The sequence below is a fragment of the Tropicimonas sp. TH_r6 genome, assembly GCF_033101155.1.
Classification (GTDB): domain Bacteria; phylum Pseudomonadota; class Alphaproteobacteria; order Rhodobacterales; family Rhodobacteraceae; genus Tropicimonas.
The window spans coordinates 19,632-41,726 of sequence record NZ_JAWMPX010000013.1; the positions used below are offsets into that span (position 1 = coordinate 19,632).

The 22,095-nt window shown below is 62.8% G+C and carries 16 protein-coding genes; 6 read left to right on the forward strand and 10 right to left on the reverse strand.

From position 1 onward, the window contains the following. Positions 1-2: 2 nt before the first annotated feature. The 6 genes from R3X27_RS13655 to R3X27_RS13680 form a co-directional block, all read right to left on the reverse strand. Entirely contained in the window at positions 3-1,007 is a 1,005-nt protein-coding gene (locus R3X27_RS13655; RefSeq protein ID WP_317709421.1) for a sn-glycerol-3-phosphate ABC transporter ATP-binding protein UgpC, read from the reverse strand. Then, complete coding sequence (gene ugpE, locus R3X27_RS13660) at positions 1,008-1,844, reverse strand: sn-glycerol-3-phosphate ABC transporter permease UgpE (protein ID WP_317709525.1); 837 nt, start codon at positions 1,842-1,844, stop codon at positions 1,008-1,010. Between the two features lie 23 nt (positions 1,845-1,867). Then, the gene (ugpA, locus tag R3X27_RS13665) at positions 1,868-2,749 is read right to left on the reverse strand and encodes a sn-glycerol-3-phosphate ABC transporter permease UgpA (RefSeq protein WP_317709422.1); all 882 of its coding nucleotides are present in this window, start codon (positions 2,747-2,749) and stop codon (positions 1,868-1,870) included. A gap of 42 nt (positions 2,750-2,791) precedes the next feature. Beyond that, a complete protein-coding gene (gene ugpB, locus R3X27_RS13670) occupies positions 2,792-4,102 on the reverse strand; it encodes a sn-glycerol-3-phosphate ABC transporter substrate-binding protein UgpB (RefSeq protein ID WP_317709423.1) in 1,311 nt (436 codons plus the stop codon). A 189-nt stretch (positions 4,103-4,291) separates the two neighbouring features. Then, entirely contained in the window at positions 4,292-5,191 is a 900-nt protein-coding gene (locus tag R3X27_RS13675; RefSeq protein WP_317709424.1) for an HAD-IIA family hydrolase, read from the reverse strand. A gap of 192 nt (positions 5,192-5,383) precedes the next feature. Next, entirely contained in the window at positions 5,384-6,178 is a 795-nt protein-coding gene (locus tag R3X27_RS13680) for a DeoR/GlpR family DNA-binding transcription regulator (protein WP_317709425.1), read from the reverse strand. Between the two features lie 533 nt (positions 6,179-6,711). Between R3X27_RS13680 and R3X27_RS13685 the strand changes: the two genes are divergently transcribed. Genes R3X27_RS13685 through R3X27_RS13695 form a run of 3 tightly spaced genes read left to right on the forward strand, consistent with a single transcriptional unit; the run spans position 6,712 to position 11,030 of the window. After that, positions 6,712-7,737 carry an ABC transporter substrate-binding protein gene (locus tag R3X27_RS13685; RefSeq protein WP_317709426.1) on the forward strand — a complete coding sequence of 342 codons (1,026 nt, stop codon included), beginning with the start codon at positions 6,712-6,714 and terminating at the stop codon, positions 7,735-7,737. Positions 7,738-7,740: 3 nt separating this feature from the next. Continuing rightward, entirely contained in the window at positions 7,741-9,960 is a 2,220-nt protein-coding gene (locus tag R3X27_RS13690) for an iron ABC transporter permease (protein ID WP_317709427.1), read from the forward strand. After that, positions 9,957-11,030: an ABC transporter ATP-binding protein gene (locus tag R3X27_RS13695; RefSeq protein WP_317709428.1), complete on the forward strand. Its 1,074-nt coding sequence runs from the start codon at positions 9,957-9,959 to the stop codon at positions 11,028-11,030. Before R3X27_RS13690 ends, R3X27_RS13695 begins: the two co-directional genes overlap by 4 nt. A 2-nt stretch (positions 11,031-11,032) precedes the next feature. Here the strand turns inward: R3X27_RS13695 and R3X27_RS13700 are convergent, their stop codons facing one another. Continuing rightward, a complete protein-coding gene (locus tag R3X27_RS13700; RefSeq protein ID WP_317709429.1) occupies positions 11,033-11,818 on the reverse strand; it encodes an inositol monophosphatase family protein in 786 nt (261 codons plus the stop codon). Between the two features lie 275 nt (positions 11,819-12,093). On the opposite strand from R3X27_RS13700, the gene R3X27_RS13705 reads away from it, so the two are divergent. Genes R3X27_RS13705 through R3X27_RS13715 form a run of 3 tightly spaced genes read left to right on the forward strand, consistent with a single transcriptional unit; the run spans position 12,094 to position 18,318 of the window. Beyond that, complete coding sequence (locus tag R3X27_RS13705; RefSeq protein WP_317709430.1) at positions 12,094-13,734, forward strand: NAD(P)-binding protein; 1,641 nt, start codon at positions 12,094-12,096, stop codon at positions 13,732-13,734. After that, positions 13,727-17,320, forward strand: a complete 3,594-nt coding sequence (nifJ, locus tag R3X27_RS13710; protein ID WP_317709431.1) for a pyruvate:ferredoxin (flavodoxin) oxidoreductase — start codon at positions 13,727-13,729, stop codon at positions 17,318-17,320. Before R3X27_RS13705 ends, nifJ begins: the two co-directional genes overlap by 8 nt. After that, entirely contained in the window at positions 17,317-18,318 is a 1,002-nt protein-coding gene (locus R3X27_RS13715; protein WP_317709432.1) for a dihydroorotate dehydrogenase-like protein, read from the forward strand. The genes nifJ and R3X27_RS13715 overlap by 4 nt, the downstream gene beginning before the upstream one ends. Positions 18,319-18,480: 162 nt before the next feature. On the opposite strand, the gene fcl is transcribed toward R3X27_RS13715, so the two are convergent. The 3 genes from fcl to R3X27_RS13730 all read right to left on the reverse strand — a co-directional run bounded on the left by fcl (position 18,481) and on the right by R3X27_RS13730 (position 21,925). Further along, positions 18,481-19,452 (reverse strand): GDP-L-fucose synthase, encoded by a 972-nt coding sequence (gene fcl / locus R3X27_RS13720; RefSeq protein ID WP_317709433.1) that lies wholly within the window; start codon positions 19,450-19,452, stop codon positions 18,481-18,483. Positions 19,453-19,456: 4 nt separating this feature from the next. Beyond that, complete coding sequence (gmd, locus tag R3X27_RS13725; protein WP_317709434.1) at positions 19,457-20,572, reverse strand: GDP-mannose 4,6-dehydratase; 1,116 nt, start codon at positions 20,570-20,572, stop codon at positions 19,457-19,459. Between the two features lie 321 nt (positions 20,573-20,893). Next, positions 20,894-21,925 (reverse strand): zinc ABC transporter substrate-binding protein, encoded by a 1,032-nt coding sequence (locus R3X27_RS13730; RefSeq protein ID WP_317709435.1) that lies wholly within the window; start codon positions 21,923-21,925, stop codon positions 20,894-20,896. Positions 21,926-22,095 lie beyond the last annotated feature (170 nt).

Here is a 22,095-nt window from a genome sequence, read left to right on the forward strand (position 1 = left end):
TGTCAGATGCGCCGACCGTCGGGGCCGAACCGCATCTCGTCATCCTCGCTCCAGGTGAGGCCGACCTGTTGCCCTTCGGCGGGGATAGCAACCGCGCCGTCCTGGCGGACGGTGAAGAACTGATCGCCCGGGATGACAAGGTGGACAAGCGTCTCCGCCCCGAGCGGCTCCGCGTAGAGGACAGCGCCTGTCGTTCTGCCGTCTCCAGCGGGCACGATCGCCACATGTTCGGGTCGGATTCCGACCTTCGTTCCGGCCGGGGCGCCGACCGCCTCCGAGACGACGAAATTCGTCGGGGGCGAGCCGATGAACCCGGCGACGAACTCGGTCTGCGGGTTGGCATAGACCTCCAGCGGCGCGCCGATCTGGTCCGCCACGCCGTCATTCATCACGATCATCCGGTCCGCGAGAGTCATCGCCTCGACCTGGTCATGGGTCACGTAGAGCGCGGTGACGCCGAGGTCGCGCTGCAGCTTCTTGATCTCCAGCCGCATCTGCACCCTGAGTTTCGCATCGAGGTTGGAGAGCGGCTCGTCAAAGAGAAACACCGAGGGGCGCCGGACGATCGCACGGCCCATCGCCACGCGTTGCCGCTGGCCACCAGAGAGTTCGCGCGGGCGGCGCTTGAGATACGGCTCCAATTGCAGGAGGCGCGCGGCCTCGTCCACACGCGCTTCGATCTCGGGCTTCGGCACCTTTGCGATCTTGAGCCCGTAGGCCATGTTCTGCTCGACCGACATGTGCGGATAGAGCGCGTAATTCTGGAACACCATCGCGATGTCGCGATCCATCGGTTCCTTTTCGTTCACGCGCTGATCGTTGATACGGACCTCGCCAGCGGAGACGCCCTCCAAGCCTGCCACCATGCGCAGCAGCGTGGACTTGCCGCAGCCCGACGGGCCGACAATGACGATGAACTCACCATCCTCGATTTCGATATCGACGCCGTGGATGACCTCGAGCTTGCCGTAGGACTTTTTCAGGGATTCAAGGGAGACGGTTGCCATTTATTTCTCACTGTCCACAAGGCCACGGATGAAGAGCTTCTGCATACCGATCACAACCACCACCGGCGGGATCATCGCCAGGATCGAGGTCGCCATGATGACCGGCCAGTCGGCCGTGTCGTCACCGCTGGGGAACATCTGCTTGATGCCCATGACAATGGTGTTCATCGACGGGTCCGTGGTGATCAGAAGCGGCCAGAGATACTGGTTCCAGCCATAGATGAAGAGGATGACGAAGAGCGCCGCGATATTCGTCCGGCTCATCGGCAGCAGGATATCGACGAAGAAGCGCATCGGGCGCGCGCCATCGACCCGCGCGGCCTCGGCCAACTCGTCGGGCACCGTCATGAAGAATTGACGGAAGAGGAAGGTGGCTGTCGCCGAGGCGATCAGCGGGAAGATCAGGCCCGGATAGCTGTTGAGCATGCCGAAATTCGCCGCAACCTCGTAGGTTGGCACGATGCGCACTTCGACGGGCAGCATCAGCGTAAGGAAGATCAGCCAGAAGAACATATGCTTTCCGGGGAAGCGGAAATAGACGATGGCAAAGGCCGAGAGCAGCGAGATCGCGATTTTTCCCAGCGAAATGCCGAGCGCCATGATGGCCGAGTTGAGCAGCATCCGCGCAACGGGTGCGTTGACGCCCGAGGTCAGCGCCTTGCCGTAGTTCTCGAAGAACTGGTCTCCGGGCCAGAGCGGCATCGGCGGGTGCACGATCTCGGGCTGGGTCACGGTCGATGCGACAAAAGCCAGCCAGATCGGGAAGAAGATGAACGCCACACCGATGATGAGGCCGAGATGGGTGAGCCAGAGGCCGGCGCCGCGGCGCTCGACCATGCCCGTATTTGCATCGCGCGCCATCAGTAATGCACCCTTCGCTCGATAAACTTGAACTGGATGATGGTGAGGATGCCGACGATCACCAGCAGGATCACCGATTGCGCTGCCGAGGAGCCGAGATCCTGCCCGACGAATCCGTCGGCATAGACCTTGTAGACGAGGATCGTCGTCGCCTGTTGCGGACCGCCGCTGGTGATCGTGTGGATCACGCCGAAGGTCTCGAAGAAGGCGTAAACGATGTTCACGACCAGCAGAAAGAAGGTGGTGGGCGACAGGAGCGGGAAAACGATGGTCCGGAACCGCGTCCAGAAGCGTGCGCCGTCGATGGCCGCGGCCTCGATCACCGATTTCGGGATCGCCTGAAGCCCGGCGAGGAAGAACAGGAAGTTGTAGCTGATGCGTCCCCAGGCAGAGGCCACGACCACGAGGCCCATCGCCTCTCCCTCATTCAGAACGTGATTCCAGTCGTAGCCCAGCTGTCCGAGGTACCACGTCACCACGCCCACACGGGTGTTGAACATGAAGAGCCAGAGCACACCGGCAACAGCGGGCGCGACAGCGTATGGCCAGATCAGCAGCGTTCGATAGGTGCCGGAGCCCTTGATAAGCCGGTCGGCCAGCACGGCAAGATAGAGCGCCACGCCCATCGAGACCACGGTCACGAGGATCGAGAAGACCGCGGTGGTCGCGAAAGAGGCGCGGTAATACGGGTCCGAGAGCAGGAATTCGAAATTGCCCAGGCCCACCCATTGCATCGACAGGCCAAAAGGATCGGGGATGAAGAGCGACTGCCAGACCGCTTGACCGGCCGGGTAGAAGAAGAAGACGGCAGTGATCAGCAACTGCGGCAGAACCAGCAGAAGCGGCAACCAGATGCCCTTGAAGGTGACCCGTTTTTCCATTCTGTGCGGAGGCGCCCCGGGACCCCGGGGCGCCTACGTCCTTTACTTGGCGGACTGTTCGAAGCGGCGCAGCAGGGCGTTGCCGCGTTCGGCGGCGCTGTCCATGGCTTCCTGAGCCGTCTTGTCGCCGGCCCAGACACCCTCGAGCTCCTCGTCGATGATGCCACGGATCTGGTCGAAGGACCCAAGCCGCAGGCCCTTGGAATTGGCGGTCGGCTCGTTCGTGGTCATCTGCATGACGGCGATATCCGTGCCCGGGTTCTCGTCATAGAAACCCATCTCCTTGGTCTTCTCGCCGGCGGCTGTGGTGATCGGCAGATAGCCGGTGTCCTGGTGCCACTTGGCCTGGATATCCACCGAGGAGAGGAAATTCAGGAACGCGGCAACGCCCTTGTATTCCTCGTCGCTCTGGCCTTCCATCACCCAGAGCGAGGCCCCGCCGATGATGGTGTTCTGCGGAGCGCCATCGACGCCGTCCCAATAGGGCAGCGGACGCACTTCGAAGTCGAATTCGGCCTCTGCCTTGATCCCGGCATAGCCAGCCGAGCTTTCGGTGAAGAGCGCGCATTCGCCGGCGCGGAAATTCGCCCCGCCTTCGTTGCGGCGTCCGGCATAGATGAACTTTCCGTCCTTGGCCCATTCGCCCATCTGCGCGATGTGCTGAACCTGCACCGGACCGTTGAGCGCAAGCTCGGTATCTGTTCCGGAGAAGCCATTGTCCTGCGTGGCGAAGGGGACGTTGTGATAGGCGCTGAGATTCTCGAGATGAATCCAGCTCTGCCAGGCCGTGGTCATCGGGCATTCATGTCCGGCGGCCTTGAGGGCATCCAGCGTCTCGCCAACCTTTTGCCAGGTCGAGAGATCGGCGTCGGGATCGAGGCCGGCGGCTTCAAGCGCGTCGCGGTTGACCCAGAGAACCGGCGTCGAGGAGTTGAACGGCAGCGAGAGCATCTCGCCGTCATTGGTGGTGTAGTAGCCCTTGACCGAGCCGATGAAGGCATCCTGATCGAATTCGGCGCCGGAATCCGCCATCACCTCGTAGACGGGTTTGATCGCGCCCTCGGCGGCCATCATTGTCGCAGTGCCGACCTCGAACACCATGAGGATGTCCGGTTGCTCGCCAGCGCGGAAGGCAGCGATGCCCGCATTCAGCGTTTCCGAGTAGTTTCCCTTGTGGCTGGCGGTCACGACATAGTCGCTCTGGCTGCCATTGAAGGTCTCGACCTGCTCGGCGACCAGTTCGCCCAGCCGGCCGGTAAAGGCATGCCAGAATTCGATTTCAGTCTGTGCGGCGGCCGATCCCGCCGTGGCCGCAACGGCGCCGAATGCCAGTATCGAAGTTTGCAGTCTCATGGTCTTTCTCCCTTGAATACTATCTTACCATGCGTCGAAAAATGCGCCCGGTCCCGACCGAGAGCGCGTCTCTCCGCCGTCCTCCGGGCACAGGTGGTATCCGGCCGTACCTCTTGGCGGGCGTGCCGAATGTCAGGATATCGCAGGATATCCCGGTAAGGACCGGACCGCAGGTGTCTCCACACATGCTCATGGCCGCTCCAGAACAAAATCGGGCCGGATCCCGGTACGCGCAATCGCGCCCGGGGCGTCCTGCCCGGCAAAAAAACCGTAATCGGCGATCAGGGCCGAGGCGATGCCCGCGGTCTGCGCTCCGAGGATGTCGGTGTGCAGGCTGTCCCCGACCATGACGATCCGCTCGTGCGGGATCCCGCCGCCAAGCCGGCGCAGCGCAAGCTCGAAGATATTTGCGAAGGGTTTGCCAAAGAAGACGGGCGCGACGCCGGTCTCATCGGCTAGGCGATGGGCAAAATGGCCCGGCTCGATCGAAAAGCCGGTCTCGCGCGGGGCGACGATATCCGGATTTCCAACCCATACCGGACGGGGACGATCCTTCACGGCGGCGACCAGCAGGGCCTGCCGCTCCTCGGTCCAGGCAGCGCTCCCGATCAACAAGAACCCGTCCGCGGCGGCATAGGGGGCGGCGGCCTCCTCCAGATAGGCGGTTTCCAGATCCGCCAACTCCCCCAGACCCGCGCTGCGCGTGGCCATCAAGCCCCACCGCCGCACCGGTTCGTTCCGGATCGCCGCCATCAGCGTCGCCCGGCTGGTGATCACGTCTTCCGGAGCGAAGCGGTACCCCAGGCGCGCATATTTCTCAATCAGCGTGGCATGGGGGAATCCGGCGGCGTTCGACACCACGATCACGCGTTTGCCGGCCCGGGTCAGGTCATCGATCCGGTCCGTCACCCCGGGTATCGCGGTATCGCCGATATTGAGCACACCGAAGGCATCCAGAAGGAAAACATCGAACCGGTCGGCGATCTCGGCAAGCGAGTCCGCGTGTTGCGGCGCCGCGTTTGGCGGCACAGTCGGCGGGAGCCGGTGTCGCACCGCCTCATAAGCCGCAAGGGCTGTTGCCGTATCCATGCGTGTCACCGGGCCATGCTCCCCCAGGTCGCGGTCGCCATGATGACATCGGCGACCGTCGCCGCCGGACCAGAACGGAGTCCATCCGAGGCGGGCCAACCCGTCACTGCCGATGTGTTTCCGTCGCGCCGCATCATCTTTGCATTCCCTCGAATTTCCGGTTCTCGTTCCTTATGGCGGAGCCTTGTAAAACTATTGTGCCACCAGCACTTCGACATTTGCTTGCCCCAAGGCTTCCGTGAGATCGTCTGCCGGCGGCGCGTCACAGACCACCGAAGTGAGATCCGAAAGCTGCCCGACAAGGACAAGGTTCTTTCGCCCGAATTTTTCGCAATCGACCAGGAGTTGGGAGATCGCGCTTTGCCGAAGCATGGCGCGTTTGACCGCCGCGAAACCGCGCACCGCCTCGGATGGTCCGGCCGCTGAAAGCGCTGACGCTCCGATCAGGCACCGGTCCACCTGATGGCGTTCGAGAAAGGTGATCGTGTCGGTTCCGATCACGGCCGATTCCGACGACAGGTAGTCGCCCGGGCAGAAGATCAGCTTGACCGTCTCGCTTTGGCCGAGCGCCATCGCGACCGGGAAGCTGTTGGTGACAACGGTGCAGGGCGTGCATTCGAAGGCGAGAAAGCGGGCCATCATCAGCGTGGTCGATCCCGAATCGATCATCAGTGTTTCGCCAGGCGCCACGAGGCTCGCCGCGAGCCGCCCGATCCTTTCGCGTTCCTGAACGCGCGCATTCGCCCGTTCGTCGAATGTCGGGTAGTGGCCGGTCGTGGGAGCCGAGGCGCCGCCATGGGCACGATCGAGCAACCCGTCGCCGCTCAACTGCTCGAGGTCGCGACGCACGGTCTCCGATGACACCTGGAATCGCTCGGCCAGATCAGACACCCGGACATGCGGCCGCAGGCGCAGCTCGAGCAGGATCTGCCGTCGCCTTTCATCCTTGCGAGGCCGTGGACGTGTTTCCAGATCATTGGTCGGCAAGGCTCGGGCGCTCCTGGAATCCTGACGGCGATATTGCGGTGCACATCCGGATTTTGTGGAATTTCCCACATCAATCAAGGAAAAAGATTGCATATCAACCGCTGTAGCGCTTCATTCGAGGATAATCGCAGGTTTCGGGGGAGTCAGTGTCCCGCGCGACCAACGCCTGCAACGCCCGCTCGAGACGGGCGGCCGAGAGTGGAACGGTGTGGAAGTGATACGTGTTGAACGACTTGGCCATGCATCCTGCACGCCGATCCGGGCGGAACCGCGCCTGTGCAGGGTCCTCACTGGCGGCTCGCGGCTGTCGCCGAAAGTGCTGCCGACCCCAGAAGAAAAACGCGCGGCAGACTGTGGCACAGTCGATCGTTCGAGACATCGGGAAAAGCCCCGCGAGTGGAGGCGTTCGAGCTGCGCGAGGCCCTGCCCTCACGTGCAAACACGCCACGCAAGAAGAACGGCATCCGCAAGATTGCTGAAGGAGCGCTGATTTCGAACCGGGGATCGGCGAATGAAAACCAAGGGAGGAAGACATGAACAAGGTGAAACTGTTGGCGATGACATCCGTTATCGCATTGGCATCCGGCGTCACGGCCGCCCAGGCCGACAAGCTGACCTTCTACTGCTCGGCGCAGGAAGACTGGTGCCAGCTGATGGCCCGCAGCTTCGAGGAAGCGACCGGCATCAATGTCAACATGACCCGCAAGTCCTCTGGTGAGACCTTTGCCCAGATTCGCGCGGAAGCGACCAACCCCAAAGGCGATGTCTGGTGGGGCGGCACGGGCGATCCGCATCTTCAAGCCGCCGAGGAGGACCTGACCGAACCCTACGAGTCGCCGATGCGTGGCGAGTTGCATGACTGGGCCATCAGCCAGGCCGAAAGCGCCGGCAACAAGACCATCGGGATCTATTCCGGCGCGCTTGGCTACGGCTACAACACCGATCTTCTGGCCTCCAACAACCTGCCCGAGCCGTCCTGCTGGAAGGACCTGCTGAAGCCCGAGTACAAGGGGCATGTTCAGATGGCGAACCCGAACTCGTCGGGCACCGCCTATACCACGCTCGCCTCGATGGTTCAGATCTTCGGCGAAGACGAGGGCTTCGAGTTCATGAAGGGCCTGCACGCCAATATCAACCAGTACACAAAGTCCGGCTCCGCCCCGATCAAGGCCGCTGGACGTGGCGAGACCACCATCGGCATCGTCTTCATGCATGACGCCGTGAAACAGGCGGTCTCCGGCTTCCCGGTCAAGGTCGTGGCACCCTGCGAAGGCACTGGCTACGAGATCGGCTCGATGTCGATCATCAAGGGCGCGCGCAACATGGAAGAGGCCCAAAAATTCTATGACTGGGCACTTTCGGTAGACGCCCAGAACCTCGCGCTTCAGGTGAAGGCCTATCAGGTGCAATCCAACACCGGCGCCGAGGCATCGGAGTCCGCACCCGACATGTCGACGATCAAGCTGATCGACTACGACTTCAAGAAGTACGGCTCTTCCGCCGAGCGCAAGCGTTTGCTGCAGAAATGGGATGAAGAGGTTTCGACTCTGCCTCAGTAAATCATGCGCACGATCGCCAGCAAAAAATCCTCCCAACCGGTGCTGATCTTCTGGATCGTCGCCGGTTGGGTCGGGTACTGTCTTCTGCCGTGGTACGCGGTGGAAGACGGATTCTTCTCGTTCGAGTGGCTGATTGACGGCTACCCTTTCGAGGAGGACTACGCTCCCGCCGCCTTCCTCATCGCACAGGCCAAGAAGCTGTGGCTTGCCCCCCTGATCCTGCCGCTCGCCGCGCCATTGCTGATCATCAACCGCAAGAAGAGCGATCCGCTCTATGCCAAGGTGCTGATCCTCGCCGGCGGCTTCGGTTTCGCCTGGTTGATGGCGCAGGGCTTCGGCATCGGCATCCGCGGCTTCTCCTTCGACTGGCTCAACGCGCTCTTCGGAGAGCTGGATGACCGGCAATATGGCATGGGCTATGGCGCGTTGATCGTCGCCACCGCCTTCCTGTTCCTGTTCACCCAAGGCATCGCTGCCCGTGGCGCGATCAACGGCGATGTCTTTGTGGTCAGCGCCATCGGCGGCGTGATCACCATCGTCACGACCTTTGTCTTCTTCCCCATCGCGAAAATGCTGCTGGCGGCATTCGTGACCGAAGAGGGAAGCTATTCGGTCGGTGTCTTTGCCTCGAAATTCTTCGATGACCGGCTCTGGGGGCTGGGCTGCCTGTCGGGCGCGCGCTGCGGCGTCGCCTGGAACTCGCTGTTCCTCGCCATCCTCGTGGGCCTTCTGACGACCGTGCTCGGCCTCGTCTTCGCCCTCGTGGTGACGCGCTCAGGCTTCCGCCACAAGCGCGCGCTCCGGGCGATCACCGTACTGCCGATCATCACCCCACCCTTTGTGATCGGGCTGGCACTGATCCTGATGTTCGGCCTGTCCGGCTCGGTCACGGTCTTCATGTCGGATCTCTTCGGAATCCAGCCGACGCGCTGGCTCTACGGTCTTCCCGGCGTGCTGATCGCCCAGTTGCTGGCCTTCACGCCCATCGCCTTCCTCGTTCTGATCGGCGTGGTCGAAGGCGTCTCGCCCTCAATGGAGGAAGCGGCACAAACCCTGCGGGCCAGCCGCTGGCAGACCTTCCGCACCGTCTCGCTGCCGCTGATGCGGCCGGGGCTCGCGAACGCTTTCCTGCTCGGCTTCATCGAAAGCATGGCCGATTTCGGCAACCCTTTGGTCTTGGGAGGCAATTTCGACGTGCTCTCGACCGAGATCTTCTTTGCCATTGTCGGCGCGCAATATGACCAGGGCCGTGCGGCGGTGCTCGCCATGGTGCTCCTGTTCTTCACGCTGTCCGCCTTCTACGCACAGCGCATGTGGCTGGGGAAAAAGAGCTATACAACCGTCTCCGGCAAGGGCGATGCGGGGGTGCACCCGCTGATGCCGTCCGGCCTCTCGATCCCGGTCTTCGTCATCGCCGGCATCTGGGGCCTGTTCACCATCGTCGTCTACGCGATGATCCTCTATGGCAGCGTCGTGGAGCTTTGGGGCGTCAACAACTCGCTGACCTTCAAACACTATGTCACCGCCTTCCAGGTTGGCTTCGGAGAGGATGGCATCCGCTGGACGGGCGCGGCCTGGGACAGCTTCTGGACCACGCTCTATATCGCAGCGGCAGCTGCGCCTCTGACGGCGATCGTCGGGCTGGTGACGGCCTACCTGCTGACCCGTCAGACATTCGCGGGCAAGAACGCCTTCGAGTTCGGCACGATGCTCAGCTTTGCCATCCCCGGCACGGTGATCGGTGTCAGCTACATCCTCGCCTTCAACGTGCCGCCCATCGAGATCACCGGGACCGGGATCATCCTGATCATCAGTTTCATTTTCCGGAACATGCCCGTGGGCGTGCGCGCGGGCATCGCCTCGATGTCACAGCTCGACAAGTCGCTCGACGAGTCCTCGCTGACGCTTGGCGCGAACTCGTGGCAAACCTTCCGAAAGGTGATCCTGCCGCTTCTGCGTCCGGCCATTCTCGCAGCACTGGTCTACAGCTTCGTGCGAGCCATGACGGCGATCTCGGCTGTCATTTTCCTCGTCTCTGCGGAATATGACATGGCGACGAGCTACATCATCGGGCGTGTCGAGAACAACGATTACGGTCTCGCGATTGCCTATTCCACAACCTTGATCTTCGTCATGCTCACCGTCGTCGGGCTGTTGCAGATCCTTGTCGGACGGACCCAGATCGGCCGACGCACACAATTCGGCACCGGGGGTGCAACATGAGCGAGAGCATCATCAGCAGCAAGGCCGCCCCGGTCACGTTCCAGAACGTGACCAAGGCCTTCGGAACGGATGTCGTGGCCGTCGACAATATCGACCTGAGGGTCGAGGCCGGAAAACTCGTGACCCTCCTTGGCCCTTCGGGCTGCGGCAAGACCACGACATTGCGCATGATCGCGGGGCTGGAGATGGCGACCTCCGGCACCATCCTGATCGGCGAGCGGGACGTTACCAAACTGCCCGCAACCGACCGCGACGTGTCGATGGTGTTCCAGTCCTACGCGCTGTTTCCGCATATGACGGTGCTGGAGAACGTGTCCTATGGCCTGACCTTCTCCGGCTTTTCAAAAGCCGAGACGCGGGTGAAGGCGCTGGCAGGGCTCGATCTGGTCGGGCTCAAGGGCTATGACACCCGCCTTCCAAGCGAGCTTTCGGGCGGTCAGCAACAGCGCGTCGCGGTGGCCCGCGCGCTTGTGCTGGAACCGCAGGTGCTGCTCTTCGACGAGCCGCTCTCAAATCTCGACGCCAAGCTGCGCCGGCAGGTGCGCGAGGATATCCGCGCCATCCAGCGCGACCTTGGGCTGACGGTTGTCTATGTGACTCATGATCAGGAGGAGGCGCTTGCCGTCTCCGACGAGATCGTCGTCATGCGCAACGCGGCCATCGCCCAGATCGGCTCCCCGCGCGAGCTTTACGACGCGCCTGTGGACCGCTTCGTGGCAGACTTCATTGGCGAGGCCAATATCATGCCCTGCGTCATCGAGAGCGTCGCGGGCGAGACCGCGACAATTGCCATCAACGGCTATCGCTATGACCTGCCCTCGCGCGGCTTGCCCGAAGGAGAGGCGATGCTCGCCGTGCGCCCCTCACGCCTCGTCATCGGCGCGCCGGGTGGCTTCGCAGCACGGATCGCCAAGGCGACCTATGTTGGCGAGCGGATGGAATACACGCTGGAAGCAGAATTTGGCGCGATGTTCGCCGTTCAGGATGATGTCGACGCCCCGCTCGAGAACGGGCAGGACGTCACTGTCGGCTTTGCGGCCAAGGGGCCGGTGCTGCTGCCGAACGCCTGAGATCAGCGGGTAAAGGCGGCCTCCGAAATCGCCAGGAGGTCGTCGAAGACGGCGGGTGTCGCCACCACAACACGCCCGCCTTTTACGATCATGTCATCGGCGTCCTGCTCTTCGACCACGCCACCGGCCTCGGCCACGATCAACTGCGCGGCGAGGCAGTCCCAGGCGTTCATATGCTCCTCGCTATAGCCCAACAGGCGACCCGCGGCGACATAGGCAATGGAGAGCGCGCCGGAGGCATTGCGATGGAACATCGCACCTTTCTCCACCAACGCCGTGACTAAACGAAGAATGCCGTCATCCTCGACCCGGTTGGAATAGCCGACCCCGACGGTTCCCTCGAATATCTTGCGGGTGTCGTTGATCCGAAGCGGAACGCCGTTGAGCTCTGCGCCCTTTCCAGCCTCGGCCACGAAGGTTTCCGAGAGGTTGGGGTCGTGAAGGACACCGATCTGGGTGCGCCCGTTCTCGACGCCAGCGATGACCACCGTCCAGGCTGCAATCCCGTTGACGAAATTCGTCGTCCCGTCGATGGGGTCGATCACCCAGGTAAACCCGGACGTGCCGACATCGGGCGCGTGTTCCTCACCAACGATTGTATCGTCGGGGAAGGCGTCCCGGAGAAGCTGCCGAACGAGCAACTCGACCTCGCGGTCGGCCTGGCTGACGAAGTCCTGTCGCCCCTTGATCTCGGTCCTGAGGCTTTCGGGATGTTCAAAGAACGCCTTCGCCCGGGCCCCGGCCGAATGGCATATGTCGACTACTGTGTCGCGACGATTTTTTTCCATGATGTCAAAGACCATAGCAATTTGAATCCGAACTGAAAGAGCGAGAATCCAAAAGGTGGGTTTTTGCCGACAAAACCAGCGGGCCGTCCGGCAAACCTCAATCGGCGCAGCTTGAGGGCATCGCCCATGCGTCGGCGCGCCCCGTCGATCCGAGATTGCGGGTACGGTAGCGTCCATGCAGCATCACCCGATGGATGGACGCCCGCAGACCTGTGATCAGATCCGGCAGCGCCAGAATTCCGCCCCGTGACTTCGAAGATTAGGAGCAATATCCCATGAGTATCCGGCTTCGCGACTTTACCCCCACAATCGATCGTCGATCGGATGGCGGCACCGGGCCGGTGCGTCACCAGATGGCAGCCTATGTTACCCTCACCCCGCCCTGTTCCGATGTCTGCCCGGCGGGCGAGGATATCCGGGCCTGGCTGGCCGAGGCGCAGGCGGGCAATTTCCGGCGCGCCTGGGAGATCCTGACAGAACAGAACCCGATGCCCGCGGTGCATGGCCGGGTCTGCTATCACCCCTGTGAATCGGGGTGCAACCGCGGCGAGGTCGATTCACCTGTCTCCATCCATGCGGTCGAAAGGTTCCTGGGAGATCTGGCGACGTCCGAAGGCTGGACATTCGAGCCGATCCGTCCCCCCTCCGGGCGGAAGGTGCTGATCGTGGGAGCCGGTCCCTCGGGGCTTTCATCGGCCTATCACCTGGCCCGACTTGGCCACTCGGTAGAGATCCGCGAGGCGGGTCCGGTCGCGGGGGGGATGATGCATTTCGGTATTCCCGCCTACCGTATGCCGCGGGAGGAACTGGCCAGGGAGGTCGCGCGGATCGAGGCGATGGGGGTGCGGATAACGCTCAACCACAAGGTCGTCGATCTTGCCCGCGAAATCGACACGGGCGGTTTCGACGCCTGCTTCCTGGCAATCGGCGCCGGCATCGCGCGGCATGTCGACATCCCCGCCCGCGACAGCGCCAAGGTGCTCGACGCGGTCCAGTTGCTGCATGAGACCAGTTCGGGAACGCCGCCGCTGCTCGGCCGTCGGGTTGTCGTCTATGGCGGGGGCAACACCGCGATGGATGCCGCCCGCACCGCGAAACGGTTGGGCGCGAGCGAGACGGTCATTGTCTACCGTCGTGACCGCGAAAACATGCCGGCGCATTCCTTCGAAGCGGATGAGGCGATCGAGGAAGGCGTCAAGATCAAGTGGCTGACAACGATCACCGACATCACCGGCTCGGACCTGACGGTGGAGCGGATGGAGATCGACGCGGATGGCCGCCCGCAGCCGACCGGCGAATACGAGACGCTCGCGGCCGATGCCGTTGTTCTCGCGCTCGGCCAGCAGACCGATTCCAGCTTCCTGCGCAATGTTCCCGGCCTGACCTTTGACCGCAATGGCGCGGTGGAGGTCGACGCCGACATGATGACCGGCGCCACCGGCATCTTCGCAGGCGGCGACATGGTTCCGGGGGATCAATCGGTGACGATCGCCACCGGGCATGGCAAACGCGCCGCGCGCCAGATCGACGCTTGGCTAGGGAACACGAAGCTCGAGATCGTGACCCCACCGCCCGTGGTCAGCTTCGACATGCTTCACCTGCCGGTCTATTCCGACGCCCAGCGGAGCGAGCAGGCGGCCATGGAGGGCGCGAAGCGGCTCGAAGGCTTCGACGAGATCATGGAAGGCCTCTCCGCACGCGAAGCCCGCTACGAGGCGCAGCGCTGCTACTCCTGCGGCGAATGCTACGAGTGCGACAACTGCATGGCCGCCTGCCCGGAGGACGCCATAACCAAGCTCGGGCGCGGCATGGGCTACGATGTGGACCCCAGCAAATGTACCGGCTGCTCGACCTGTTTCTATCAATGTCCCTGTCACGCCATCGACATGATCCCGGAGGGCTCGGCCAATGAATGATCCCAAACGCTTGCGCGCGACGATGGACGGCAATCAGGCTGCGGCCCATGTTGCCTACCGTGTCAACGAGGTTTGCGCGATCTACCCGATCACCCCGTCCTCGACGATGGCGGAACACGCGGATGAATGGACCGCGCAGAACCTGCCGAATATCTGGGGCAATGTCCCTGTCGTGCAGGAGATGCAGTCCGAAGCCGGCGCGGCCGGCACCTTGCACGGATCGCTTCAGGCCGGTGCGCTGACCACGACTTTCACCGCGTCGCAGGGCCTGCTGCTGATGATCCCCAACATGTTCAAGGTCGCAGGGGAACTGACGCCGGTGGTCTTCCATGTCGCCGCCCGGGCGCTGGCGACCCACGGTCTGTCCATCTTCGGCGATCATTCCGACGTGATGGCCGCGCGCTCCACGGGCTTTGCCATGCTCGCCTCGAACTCGGTGCAGGAAGCGCATGACATGGCGCTGATTGCCCAGGCGGCGACGCTCGAGGCCCGCGTCCCGTTCATGCATTTCTTCGACGGCTTCCGGACAAGCCACGAGGTCAACACGTTGACGCTTCTGGGCGACGACCAGATCCGCGCCATGATCGACGACGACATGGTGCTTGCCCACCGCGCCCGGGCGCTCAACCCCGAGCACCCCTTCGTGCGCGGCACGGCGCAGAACCCGGACGTCTTCTTCCAGGGCCGCGAGGCGGCGAACAGCTACTATGACGCCGTGCCGGGGATCGTCGAAGCGCAGATGGAGAAATTCGCCGATCTGTCCGGGCGTCGCTACGGGCTCTGCGAGTATTACGGCGCAGAGGATGCGGAGAAGGTGGTGGTCGTCATGGGCTCGGGCGCGGATGTCGTCCACCAGACGGTCGATCACTTGGCGGCCAAGGGCGAGAAGGTTGGCATGATCACGGTGCGGCTCTACCGCCCCTTCCCGGTTCAGGCCTTCCTCGATGCACTGCCGGAAAGCTGCCGGTCCATCGCCGTGCTCGACCGCTGCAAGGAGCCGGGCGCGACAGGCGAGCCGATGTTCCTCGATGTGGTGTCGACGATCGCCGGGTCCGGGCGCTCGATGCCGCGTATCATCGGCGGGCGCTATGGCCTGTCATCGAAGGATTTCGACCCGGCACAGGCCAGCGCGGTCTTTGACGAGTTGGACAAGTCCGAGCCGAAGCCGCAATTCACCGTGGGCATCACGGATGACGTGACCCATCTGAGCCTTGAGGTCGATGCCGGTTTCGACATCGAGCCCGACGAGACAGTCCGCGCCGTTTTCTTCGGCCTCGGCGCTGACGGGACGGTCGGCGCGAACAAGAACAGCGTGAAGATCCTGGCAGAGGAAGACGGCCGCTACGCTCAGGGCTATTTCGTCTATGACAGCCACAAGTCGGGCGCCGTGACGATCTCGCACCTGCGCTTCGGCCCTGCCCCGATCGGTGCGCCCTACCTCATTCGGTCGGCGAATTTCGTGGCCTGTCACCAGTTCGTCTTCCTGCTCAAGATGGATGTGCTCAAGATCGCGGCCAAAGGCGCGACAGTCTTGCTGAACAGCCCCTATGGCCCCGATGAGGTCTGGGACCAGCTGCCGAAATCGGTCCAGGAACAGATCATCGCCAAGGGGTTGAAGGTCTTCGTGATCGACGCCAACGCTGCCGCGCAGGAAGTGGGGCTGCGACGGCGCACCAACACGATCCTGCAAACCTGTTTCTTCGCGCTCTCGGGCGTGCTGCCACGGGACGAAGCGATCGCCAGCATCAAGCAGGCGATCACCAAGTCCTATGCGCGCAAGGGCAAACGCATCGTCGAGATGAACCATGCCGCGGTTGACGGCGCGCTGGAACGGCTGCACGAGATGACGGTTCCAGCCACGGCGACCAGCGACTTCGAACGCCCGCCCACCGTGCCGGCCTCCGCACCCGACTTCGTGCGCAACGTGACGGCGCCGATGATGGCCGGTCTGGGGGACGACATCCCGGTCAGCCGGCTGCCCGCCGACGGAACCTTCCCCTCCGGCACCGCCGCATGGGGAAAGCGCAACGTTTCCGAAGAGGTGGCCACCTGGCGAGAGGACCTGTGCATCCAGTGCGGACAGTGCTCCTTCGTCTGCCCGCACAGCGTGATCCGCGCCAAGTATTATGACGAAGAGCGGCTTGAGGGTGCGCCGGAAGGGTTCAAATCCGCGCCGGTCAATGCGCGCGGCTACCCGGATGCGCGCTTCACGCTGGAATTCCATGTCGAGGATTGCACCGGTTGCGGCCTGTGCTACGAGGCATGCCCGGCCACGAGCCCGATCGAACCCGGCGTGCGCGCGGTGAACCTTGCCGACAAGGCGGAACTGATCGACACGGCGCGGGAGAACATGACGTTCTTCGAACAGCTGCCGGTCAACAACCGCGCCATGGTCGATTTCGCCAATGTGCGCGGCGTTCAGTTCCTGGAACCGACCTTCGAGTTCTCCGGCGCCTGTACGGGTTGCGGCGAGACACCCTATGTCAAACTGCTGAGCCAGCTCTTTGGCGACCGGCTGATGGTGGCCAATGCCACCGGCTGTTCCTCGATCTATAGCGGCAACCTGCCGACCACCCCCTATACGACCAACAACGAGGGGCGCGGACCGGCCTGGTCGAACTCGCTTTTCGAGGATAACGCCGAGTTCGGCCTCGGTATGCGGCTTGCGGCGGACAAGCATCTCGCACTGGCCTCGGAGCTGCTGACACGGCTGGCACCGAAGGTCGGCGATGATCTGGTGTCCGCGATACTGGCCGCCCCGCAGACTCGCGAATCCGAGATCCGCGCGCAACGCGAGCGAGTCGGGGCGCTGAAGGCAAGGCTTCTGAGCATACAGGACGATCCCGATGCCAAGCATCTGCTCTCGGTGGTCGATCAGCTCGTGCGCCGTTCGGTCTGGATCGTGGGCGGCGACGGTTGGGCCTTTGATATCGGCTTCGGTGGCCTCGATCACGTTCTGGCCACGGGCCGCAACGTGAACATCCTGGTCATGGACACCGGCGTCTATTCCAACACCGGCGGACAGGCCTCCAAGTCCACGCCTATGGGCGCCATTGCCAAGTTCGCGGCCGGCGGCAAGCGCACCCAACGCAAGGATCTGGCGTTGCAGGCAGTCGCCTACGGCAATGTCTACGTGGCGCAGGTGGCCTTCGGCTCCAATCCGCAACAGACCCTGCGGGCCTTCCGCGAGGCAGAGGCCTACGAGGGCACCTCGCTGATCCTGGCCTATTCGCATTGCATCGCGCATGGCTTCGACCTGCGCCAGGGGCTTTCGCAACAGGACAGGGCGGTCAGCTCGGGCTATTGGCCGCTCCTGCGCTACGACCCGACACAGCGCGATGTCTACAAACCGCCGTTCCAGCTCGACAGTCCGCGGCCAACACTGCCGCTGCGCGAATATGCCTACAAGGAACTGCGCTACAGCGCCCTGGCGGCAACCAATCCGTCTGAGGCGGCGGAACTGATGGAGGAAGCCGAACGGCAGGTCCTCGACAAGTATCGCACCTACGAAGACTACGCTCGGATGCAGGCCGGCCCGGATGCGGCTCGCACCATCGGGGCCATCGGCGGCAAGACGGAGGAATGAAAATGGACCTGTCGACTCAATATCTCGGGCTGACATTGCCCAGCCCGGTGGTGGCCAGCGCAAGCCCGCTGACGGGTGACCTTGCGAACCTGCGCGCTCTTGAGGCCCGGGGGGCGGGGGCGGTGGTGCTCCCGTCGGTCTTCGAGGAACAGGTCCTGCGCGATCAGGAGATCCTCGAGGCGCTGCTCGACCACGGGGCCGAAAGCACCGGCGAAGCGCTGAGCTTCTTTCCTCCACAGATCTCGGAGAGCTTTGACACAGCCCGCCAGCTGGCCCTGGTCGAGGAGGCGTCCGAGGCCCTGGACATACCCGTCATCGCTAGTCTCAACGGCGTCACCCTGAGCGGTTGGATCGACTACGCGCAGGAGTTCGAGGCGGCGGGCGCGGCGGCAATCGAGCTCAACATCTTCCTGATCCCGTCAGACCCGACCGTGTCCAGCGCCGAGATCGAGGCCCGCTATACGGAGATCGTGCGCGCCGTGGCATCGGCGGTGTCGATCCCGGTTGCGGTCAAGATCGGCCCCTATTTCTCCTCGCCCGGCGCCATGGCCGCGCAGCTGGTCGAGGCTGGGGCCAAGGGGCTCGTGCTCTTCAACCGCTTCTATCAGCCCGACATCGCCCCCGCGACGCTGAGCATCGAGGCCAGCCTGAAACTGTCCGATCCCTATGAAGGGCGGCTTCCGCTGTTGTGGACGGGCGTGCTGGCCGGCCGCACACAGGCCTCGCTCGCCGCGACAACAGGCGTCGAGACAGCCGAAGACGTGGTGAAATTCCTGCTCGCGGGAGCGGATGTTGTCATGACAACCTCCGCGCTCCTGCGTCATGGCGTCGATCACATGGGCACCTTGGTGGAGGGGTTGAGCGCTTGGTTGGGGGCGCGCGGGGTGAACAGCCCCGATATGATACGCGGTCGCCTCAGCCATGGGCAGATCGACAACCCGGAAGCCTATGAGCGGGCAAACTACATTCGCGTGCTTCAGGGCTACCGGCCCGGCTGAGTGTCAGGAAGCCCGGGTTTCTTTCGCTTGCGATGTTGGTGGGGTTGGCCAAGGGACGAACAGTCAAACGCGATCTTTTCGGGAAGCAGATATGGAAAACGCGCCGCAATCGCGGCGCGAACCAACCGTCACTTTCGCTGGGAGCTCGCTGTCGCGGGCGAGCTAATTCTCCCGGAAATCGTCCTGATGCTCCAGGAACCAGCTATAGGATTGCGTGATCCCTTCCTCGAGGCCGATCGATGCGCTCCACCCCATGTCGCGCAGGCGTGATACATCCATGAGCTTGCGCAGCGTTCCGTCCGGCTTGCTCGGATCGGTCCTGATTTCGCCCTCAAAGCCCGTCGCCTTCGCCACCATCTGCGCAAGTTCCAGGATCGAGACATCAACGCCGCAGCCGACATTGATATGGCTCAGCATTGGCTCGGTGTTGGCGTCATAGCTCACCTTGTCGAGTGCCAGCACGAAGAGCGAGGCCGCGGCCATATCATCGACATGCAGGAACTCCCGCCGAGGCGTGCCTGTTCCCCAGATCACCACGTTGTCCAGCCCATCCTGAACCGCCTCGTGGAAACGGCGGATGAGAGCAGGCAAGACATGCGAGTTGTCCGGGTGGAAGTTATCTCCGGGACCGTAGAGATTGGTCGGCATGACCGAGCGGAAATCGGTGCCGTATTGCCGATTGTAGCTTTCGCAGAGCTTGATCCCGGCGATCTTGGCGATCGCATAGGGTTCGTTCGTGGGCTCCAGAGTTCCGGTCAGAAGGGCGTCTTCGCGCATCGGTTGCGGGACCGCCCCTGGATAGATGCAGGAGGAGCCGAGCTGCAGCAGCCGCGTGACGCCGGCCGCGTGGGCCTGGTGGATCACATTGCTCTCAATCATCAGGTTTTCATAGATGAACTGCGCCGGATAGGTGTTGTTGGCGAAGATCCCGCCCACCTTTGCCGCGGCCAGGATAACCTGGTCCGGGCGGGTATCCTGCATGAAGCCCCGAACGGCCGCCTGATCGGTAAGGTCAAGATCGGACGACGTCCGGGTGACCAACTCGATATCTTCTCCGGCCACCTTGCGGTCTTCGAGGCGGCGCAGGATCGCCCCCCCCACCATGCCGCGATGCCCCGCCACGAAGATCTTCATACCGTCAGTTTTCCTTCACGAGGGGAAGGTCGAACCCGTGTTCCTTCAAGAGCGCGTGGCGGCGGGCCGTCTTCAAGTCCGCCTCGACCATCTCGGCACACATTTCCTGCGCCGTGATCTCGGGCACCCAGCCAAGCTTCTCCTTCGCCTTCGTCGGGTCGCCCAGCAAGGTCTCCACCTCAGCAGGCCGGAAATAGCGCGGGTCGATGCGCATCACGACGTCACCGGGCTTCACGCAGGGCGCCTTGTCGGATGTCACATTGGCCACGGTGGCGACCTCCTCGACGCCATCGCCGGAAAACTCAAGCTCGATCCCAAGTTCGGCCGCAGTCCAGGAAATAAACTCCCGGACGGAATACTGAACGCCGGACGCGATGACGAAATCTTCGGCCACGTCCTGCTGCAGCATCATCCACTGCATCCGGACATAGTCCTTCGCATGGCCCCAGTCCCGCAGGGAGTCGATATTGCCCATGTAGAGGCAGTCCTCCAACCCTTGGGCGATATTGGCCAATCCGCGGGTGATCTTGCGGGTCACGAAGGTCTCGCCGCGCCGCGGGCTCTCGTGATTGAACAGGATGCCATTGCACGCATACATCCCGTAGGCCTCGCGGTAGTTCACACAGATCCAGTAGGCGTACATCTTGGCCACCCCGTAAGGGCTGCGGGGATGGAATGGCGTGGTTTCGCGTTGCGGAACTTCCTGCACGAGGCCGAAGAGTTCGGAGGTGGATGCCTGGTAAAAGCGCGTTTTCTTCTCGAGGCCCAGAAACCGGATCGCTTCCAGCAGACGCAGAGATCCGATCGCGTCCACATCGGCAGTGTATTCCGGGCTCTCGAAACTGACGGCGACATGCGACTGCGCACCGAGATTATAAACTTCGTCCGGTTGAACCTCGGACAGGATCCGGGTCAGGTTCGAGCTGTCCGTGAGATCCCCGTAATGCAGCTTCAGCTTGGGACGGGGCTGGTGAGGATCTTCGTAAATGTGGTCGATCCGGCCGGTATTGAACAGCGAGGCACGCCGTTTGATGCCGTGCACCTCGTAGCCCTTCTGAAGCAGGAACTCTGCAAGATATGAACCATCCTGCCCGGTTACTCCGGTGATCAATGCTCGCATGCTCGCAGTCCTCTCGTCGTCGCCGCCCGGAACGGGGAAGCCGCACAAATAACTCCCATTGCACGACTTCTTTCCGGTGTCCATGTCGCGCACATGGGGGGGACCGTATCGACGCCCAAACCCTGATCTGCTTCAAGGCGTTTTTTTCTACTCCGTCATCAGGCTGAAGGCAAAGAACCAGTTCGCAAGCCCCTCTCGGCGCGCACCGCTTGCCGAACTCCGCAGGTTGCCCGGCATACCGCGGCGCTCAGGACCGCACCGGCGACCGCGTGTGTGCCCTAACCGGGGTTCCCCACCTGCCATTGTGGACCTGCCAAGCGCCTATTTCAGGCAATCGGCGAGCCCGCTGCCGACAGCCCTGATCAACAGAGGATAAAGATCCGGGCCGATGGCGAGATCGGTACCCAGTGGATCAAGAAGACCAGTATGGGCTTCCGTTCCCTGAAAGACCGTCTGGACCAGACCGGGATTGAACTGCGGCTCGGAGAAGACGCAGGAGATCTCGAGTTCCGCCACCTTGTCGCGGATTTCCTTGATCCGGGCTGCGCCGGGGTCGGCGGCATCGCCAATGGAAATCGAGCCCGCGGCCGGGACATCGAACCGGGTCTCGAAATACTGGTAGGCGTCGTGAAAGACGATGAAGGGCTTGCCCCGAACAGGTGCCAGATCCGCCATGACCTGATCGATCACCGCCTCAAGCGTCGCCTGTCCGGCGTCGGCATTGGCGCGATAGGTGTCGGCATTCTCTGGATCGATACGCGAGAGCTCTGCGGCGATCGCATCCAGCCAGGCCCGCCCATTTTCCGGGTCGAGCCAGGCATGGGGATCATGGCCGAGCTGGTCATGATGTTCTTCGCCATGCATCCCGGCCTCTTGATGCCCGTGCGCCGTTGCTTGTTCGCCCTCGTGGCCAGCCTCATCATGTTGGGTGTGGCCCTCGCCCTCTTCATGCTGCGCGTCCCCCTCCTCATGGTCGCCATGACCATGCTTCTCGAAAGTTGCGCCGATGCGGAACGGAAGCTCCGTGGTGCCGGGGGCATCGATGAGCTTGATCACCGATGCATCGCTGGCAAGCGACTCGATCGAACTGACCAGCCAGGGCTCGAGACCTTCACCGATCCAGAACACGGCCTGCGCATTTTCCAGCGCCCGTGCCTCGGAAGGGCGAAGCGAATAGCCATGGGGCGAGGCGCCGGGCTGCACCAGGAGGTCGGGCGTGCCGACGCCCTCCATGATCATCGCGACCAACGAATGCACCGGAGGAATATCGGCCGCAACAGACGGCGCCTCCGCGATTGCAGCATTGACCAACCCAAGAACAGAGATGCTCGCAGGCAGCAGTAATCCACGCATGGGGAACTCCACGTTATAGTCTAACATTCGCTGGACAATTATATGTTACGTTATAACATTGCAAGTCTCGATTGACGGAAGATTGAATGACCCATGCCGAGACTCCTGCCCCATCAAGGAAAGGCGATCAGGAGGAGCCTGATCGCACCTGCGGAAACCTGTTGCGAGAC

What these genes read in the sequence shown, in the direction of transcription:
- R3X27_RS13655 (WP_317709421.1), bottom strand. Translation starts at nt 1,007, where the DNA reads ATGGCAACCGTCTCCCTTGAATCCCTGAAAAAGTCCTACGGCAAGCTC.
- ugpE (WP_317709525.1), bottom strand. Translation starts at nt 1,844, where the DNA reads ATGGTCGAGCGCCGCGGCGCCGGCCTCTGGCTCACCCATCTCGGCCTC.
- ugpA (WP_317709422.1), bottom strand. Translation starts at nt 2,749, where the DNA reads ATGGAAAAACGGGTCACCTTCAAGGGCATCTGGTTGCCGCTTCTGCTG.
- ugpB (WP_317709423.1), bottom strand. Translation starts at nt 4,102, where the DNA reads ATGAGACTGCAAACTTCGATACTGGCATTCGGCGCCGTTGCGGCCACG.
- R3X27_RS13675 (WP_317709424.1), bottom strand. Translation starts at nt 5,191, where the DNA reads ATGGATACGGCAACAGCCCTTGCGGCTTATGAGGCGGTGCGACACCGG.
- R3X27_RS13685 (WP_317709426.1), top strand. Translation starts at nt 6,712, where the DNA reads ATGAACAAGGTGAAACTGTTGGCGATGACATCCGTTATCGCATTGGCA.
- R3X27_RS13690 (WP_317709427.1), top strand. Translation starts at nt 7,741, where the DNA reads ATGCGCACGATCGCCAGCAAAAAATCCTCCCAACCGGTGCTGATCTTC.
- R3X27_RS13695 (WP_317709428.1), top strand. Translation starts at nt 9,957, where the DNA reads ATGAGCGAGAGCATCATCAGCAGCAAGGCCGCCCCGGTCACGTTCCAG.
- R3X27_RS13700 (WP_317709429.1), bottom strand. Translation starts at nt 11,818, where the DNA reads ATGGAAAAAAATCGTCGCGACACAGTAGTCGACATATGCCATTCGGCC.
- R3X27_RS13705 (WP_317709430.1), top strand. Translation starts at nt 12,094, where the DNA reads ATGAGTATCCGGCTTCGCGACTTTACCCCCACAATCGATCGTCGATCG.
- nifJ (WP_317709431.1), top strand. Translation starts at nt 13,727, where the DNA reads ATGAATGATCCCAAACGCTTGCGCGCGACGATGGACGGCAATCAGGCT.
- R3X27_RS13715 (WP_317709432.1), top strand. Translation starts at nt 17,317, where the DNA reads ATGAAAATGGACCTGTCGACTCAATATCTCGGGCTGACATTGCCCAGC.
- fcl (WP_317709433.1), bottom strand. Translation starts at nt 19,452, where the DNA reads ATGAAGATCTTCGTGGCGGGGCATCGCGGCATGGTGGGGGGGGCGATC.
- gmd (WP_317709434.1), bottom strand. Translation starts at nt 20,572, where the DNA reads ATGCGAGCATTGATCACCGGAGTAACCGGGCAGGATGGTTCATATCTT.
- R3X27_RS13730 (WP_317709435.1), bottom strand. Translation starts at nt 21,925, where the DNA reads ATGCGTGGATTACTGCTGCCTGCGAGCATCTCTGTTCTTGGGTTGGTC.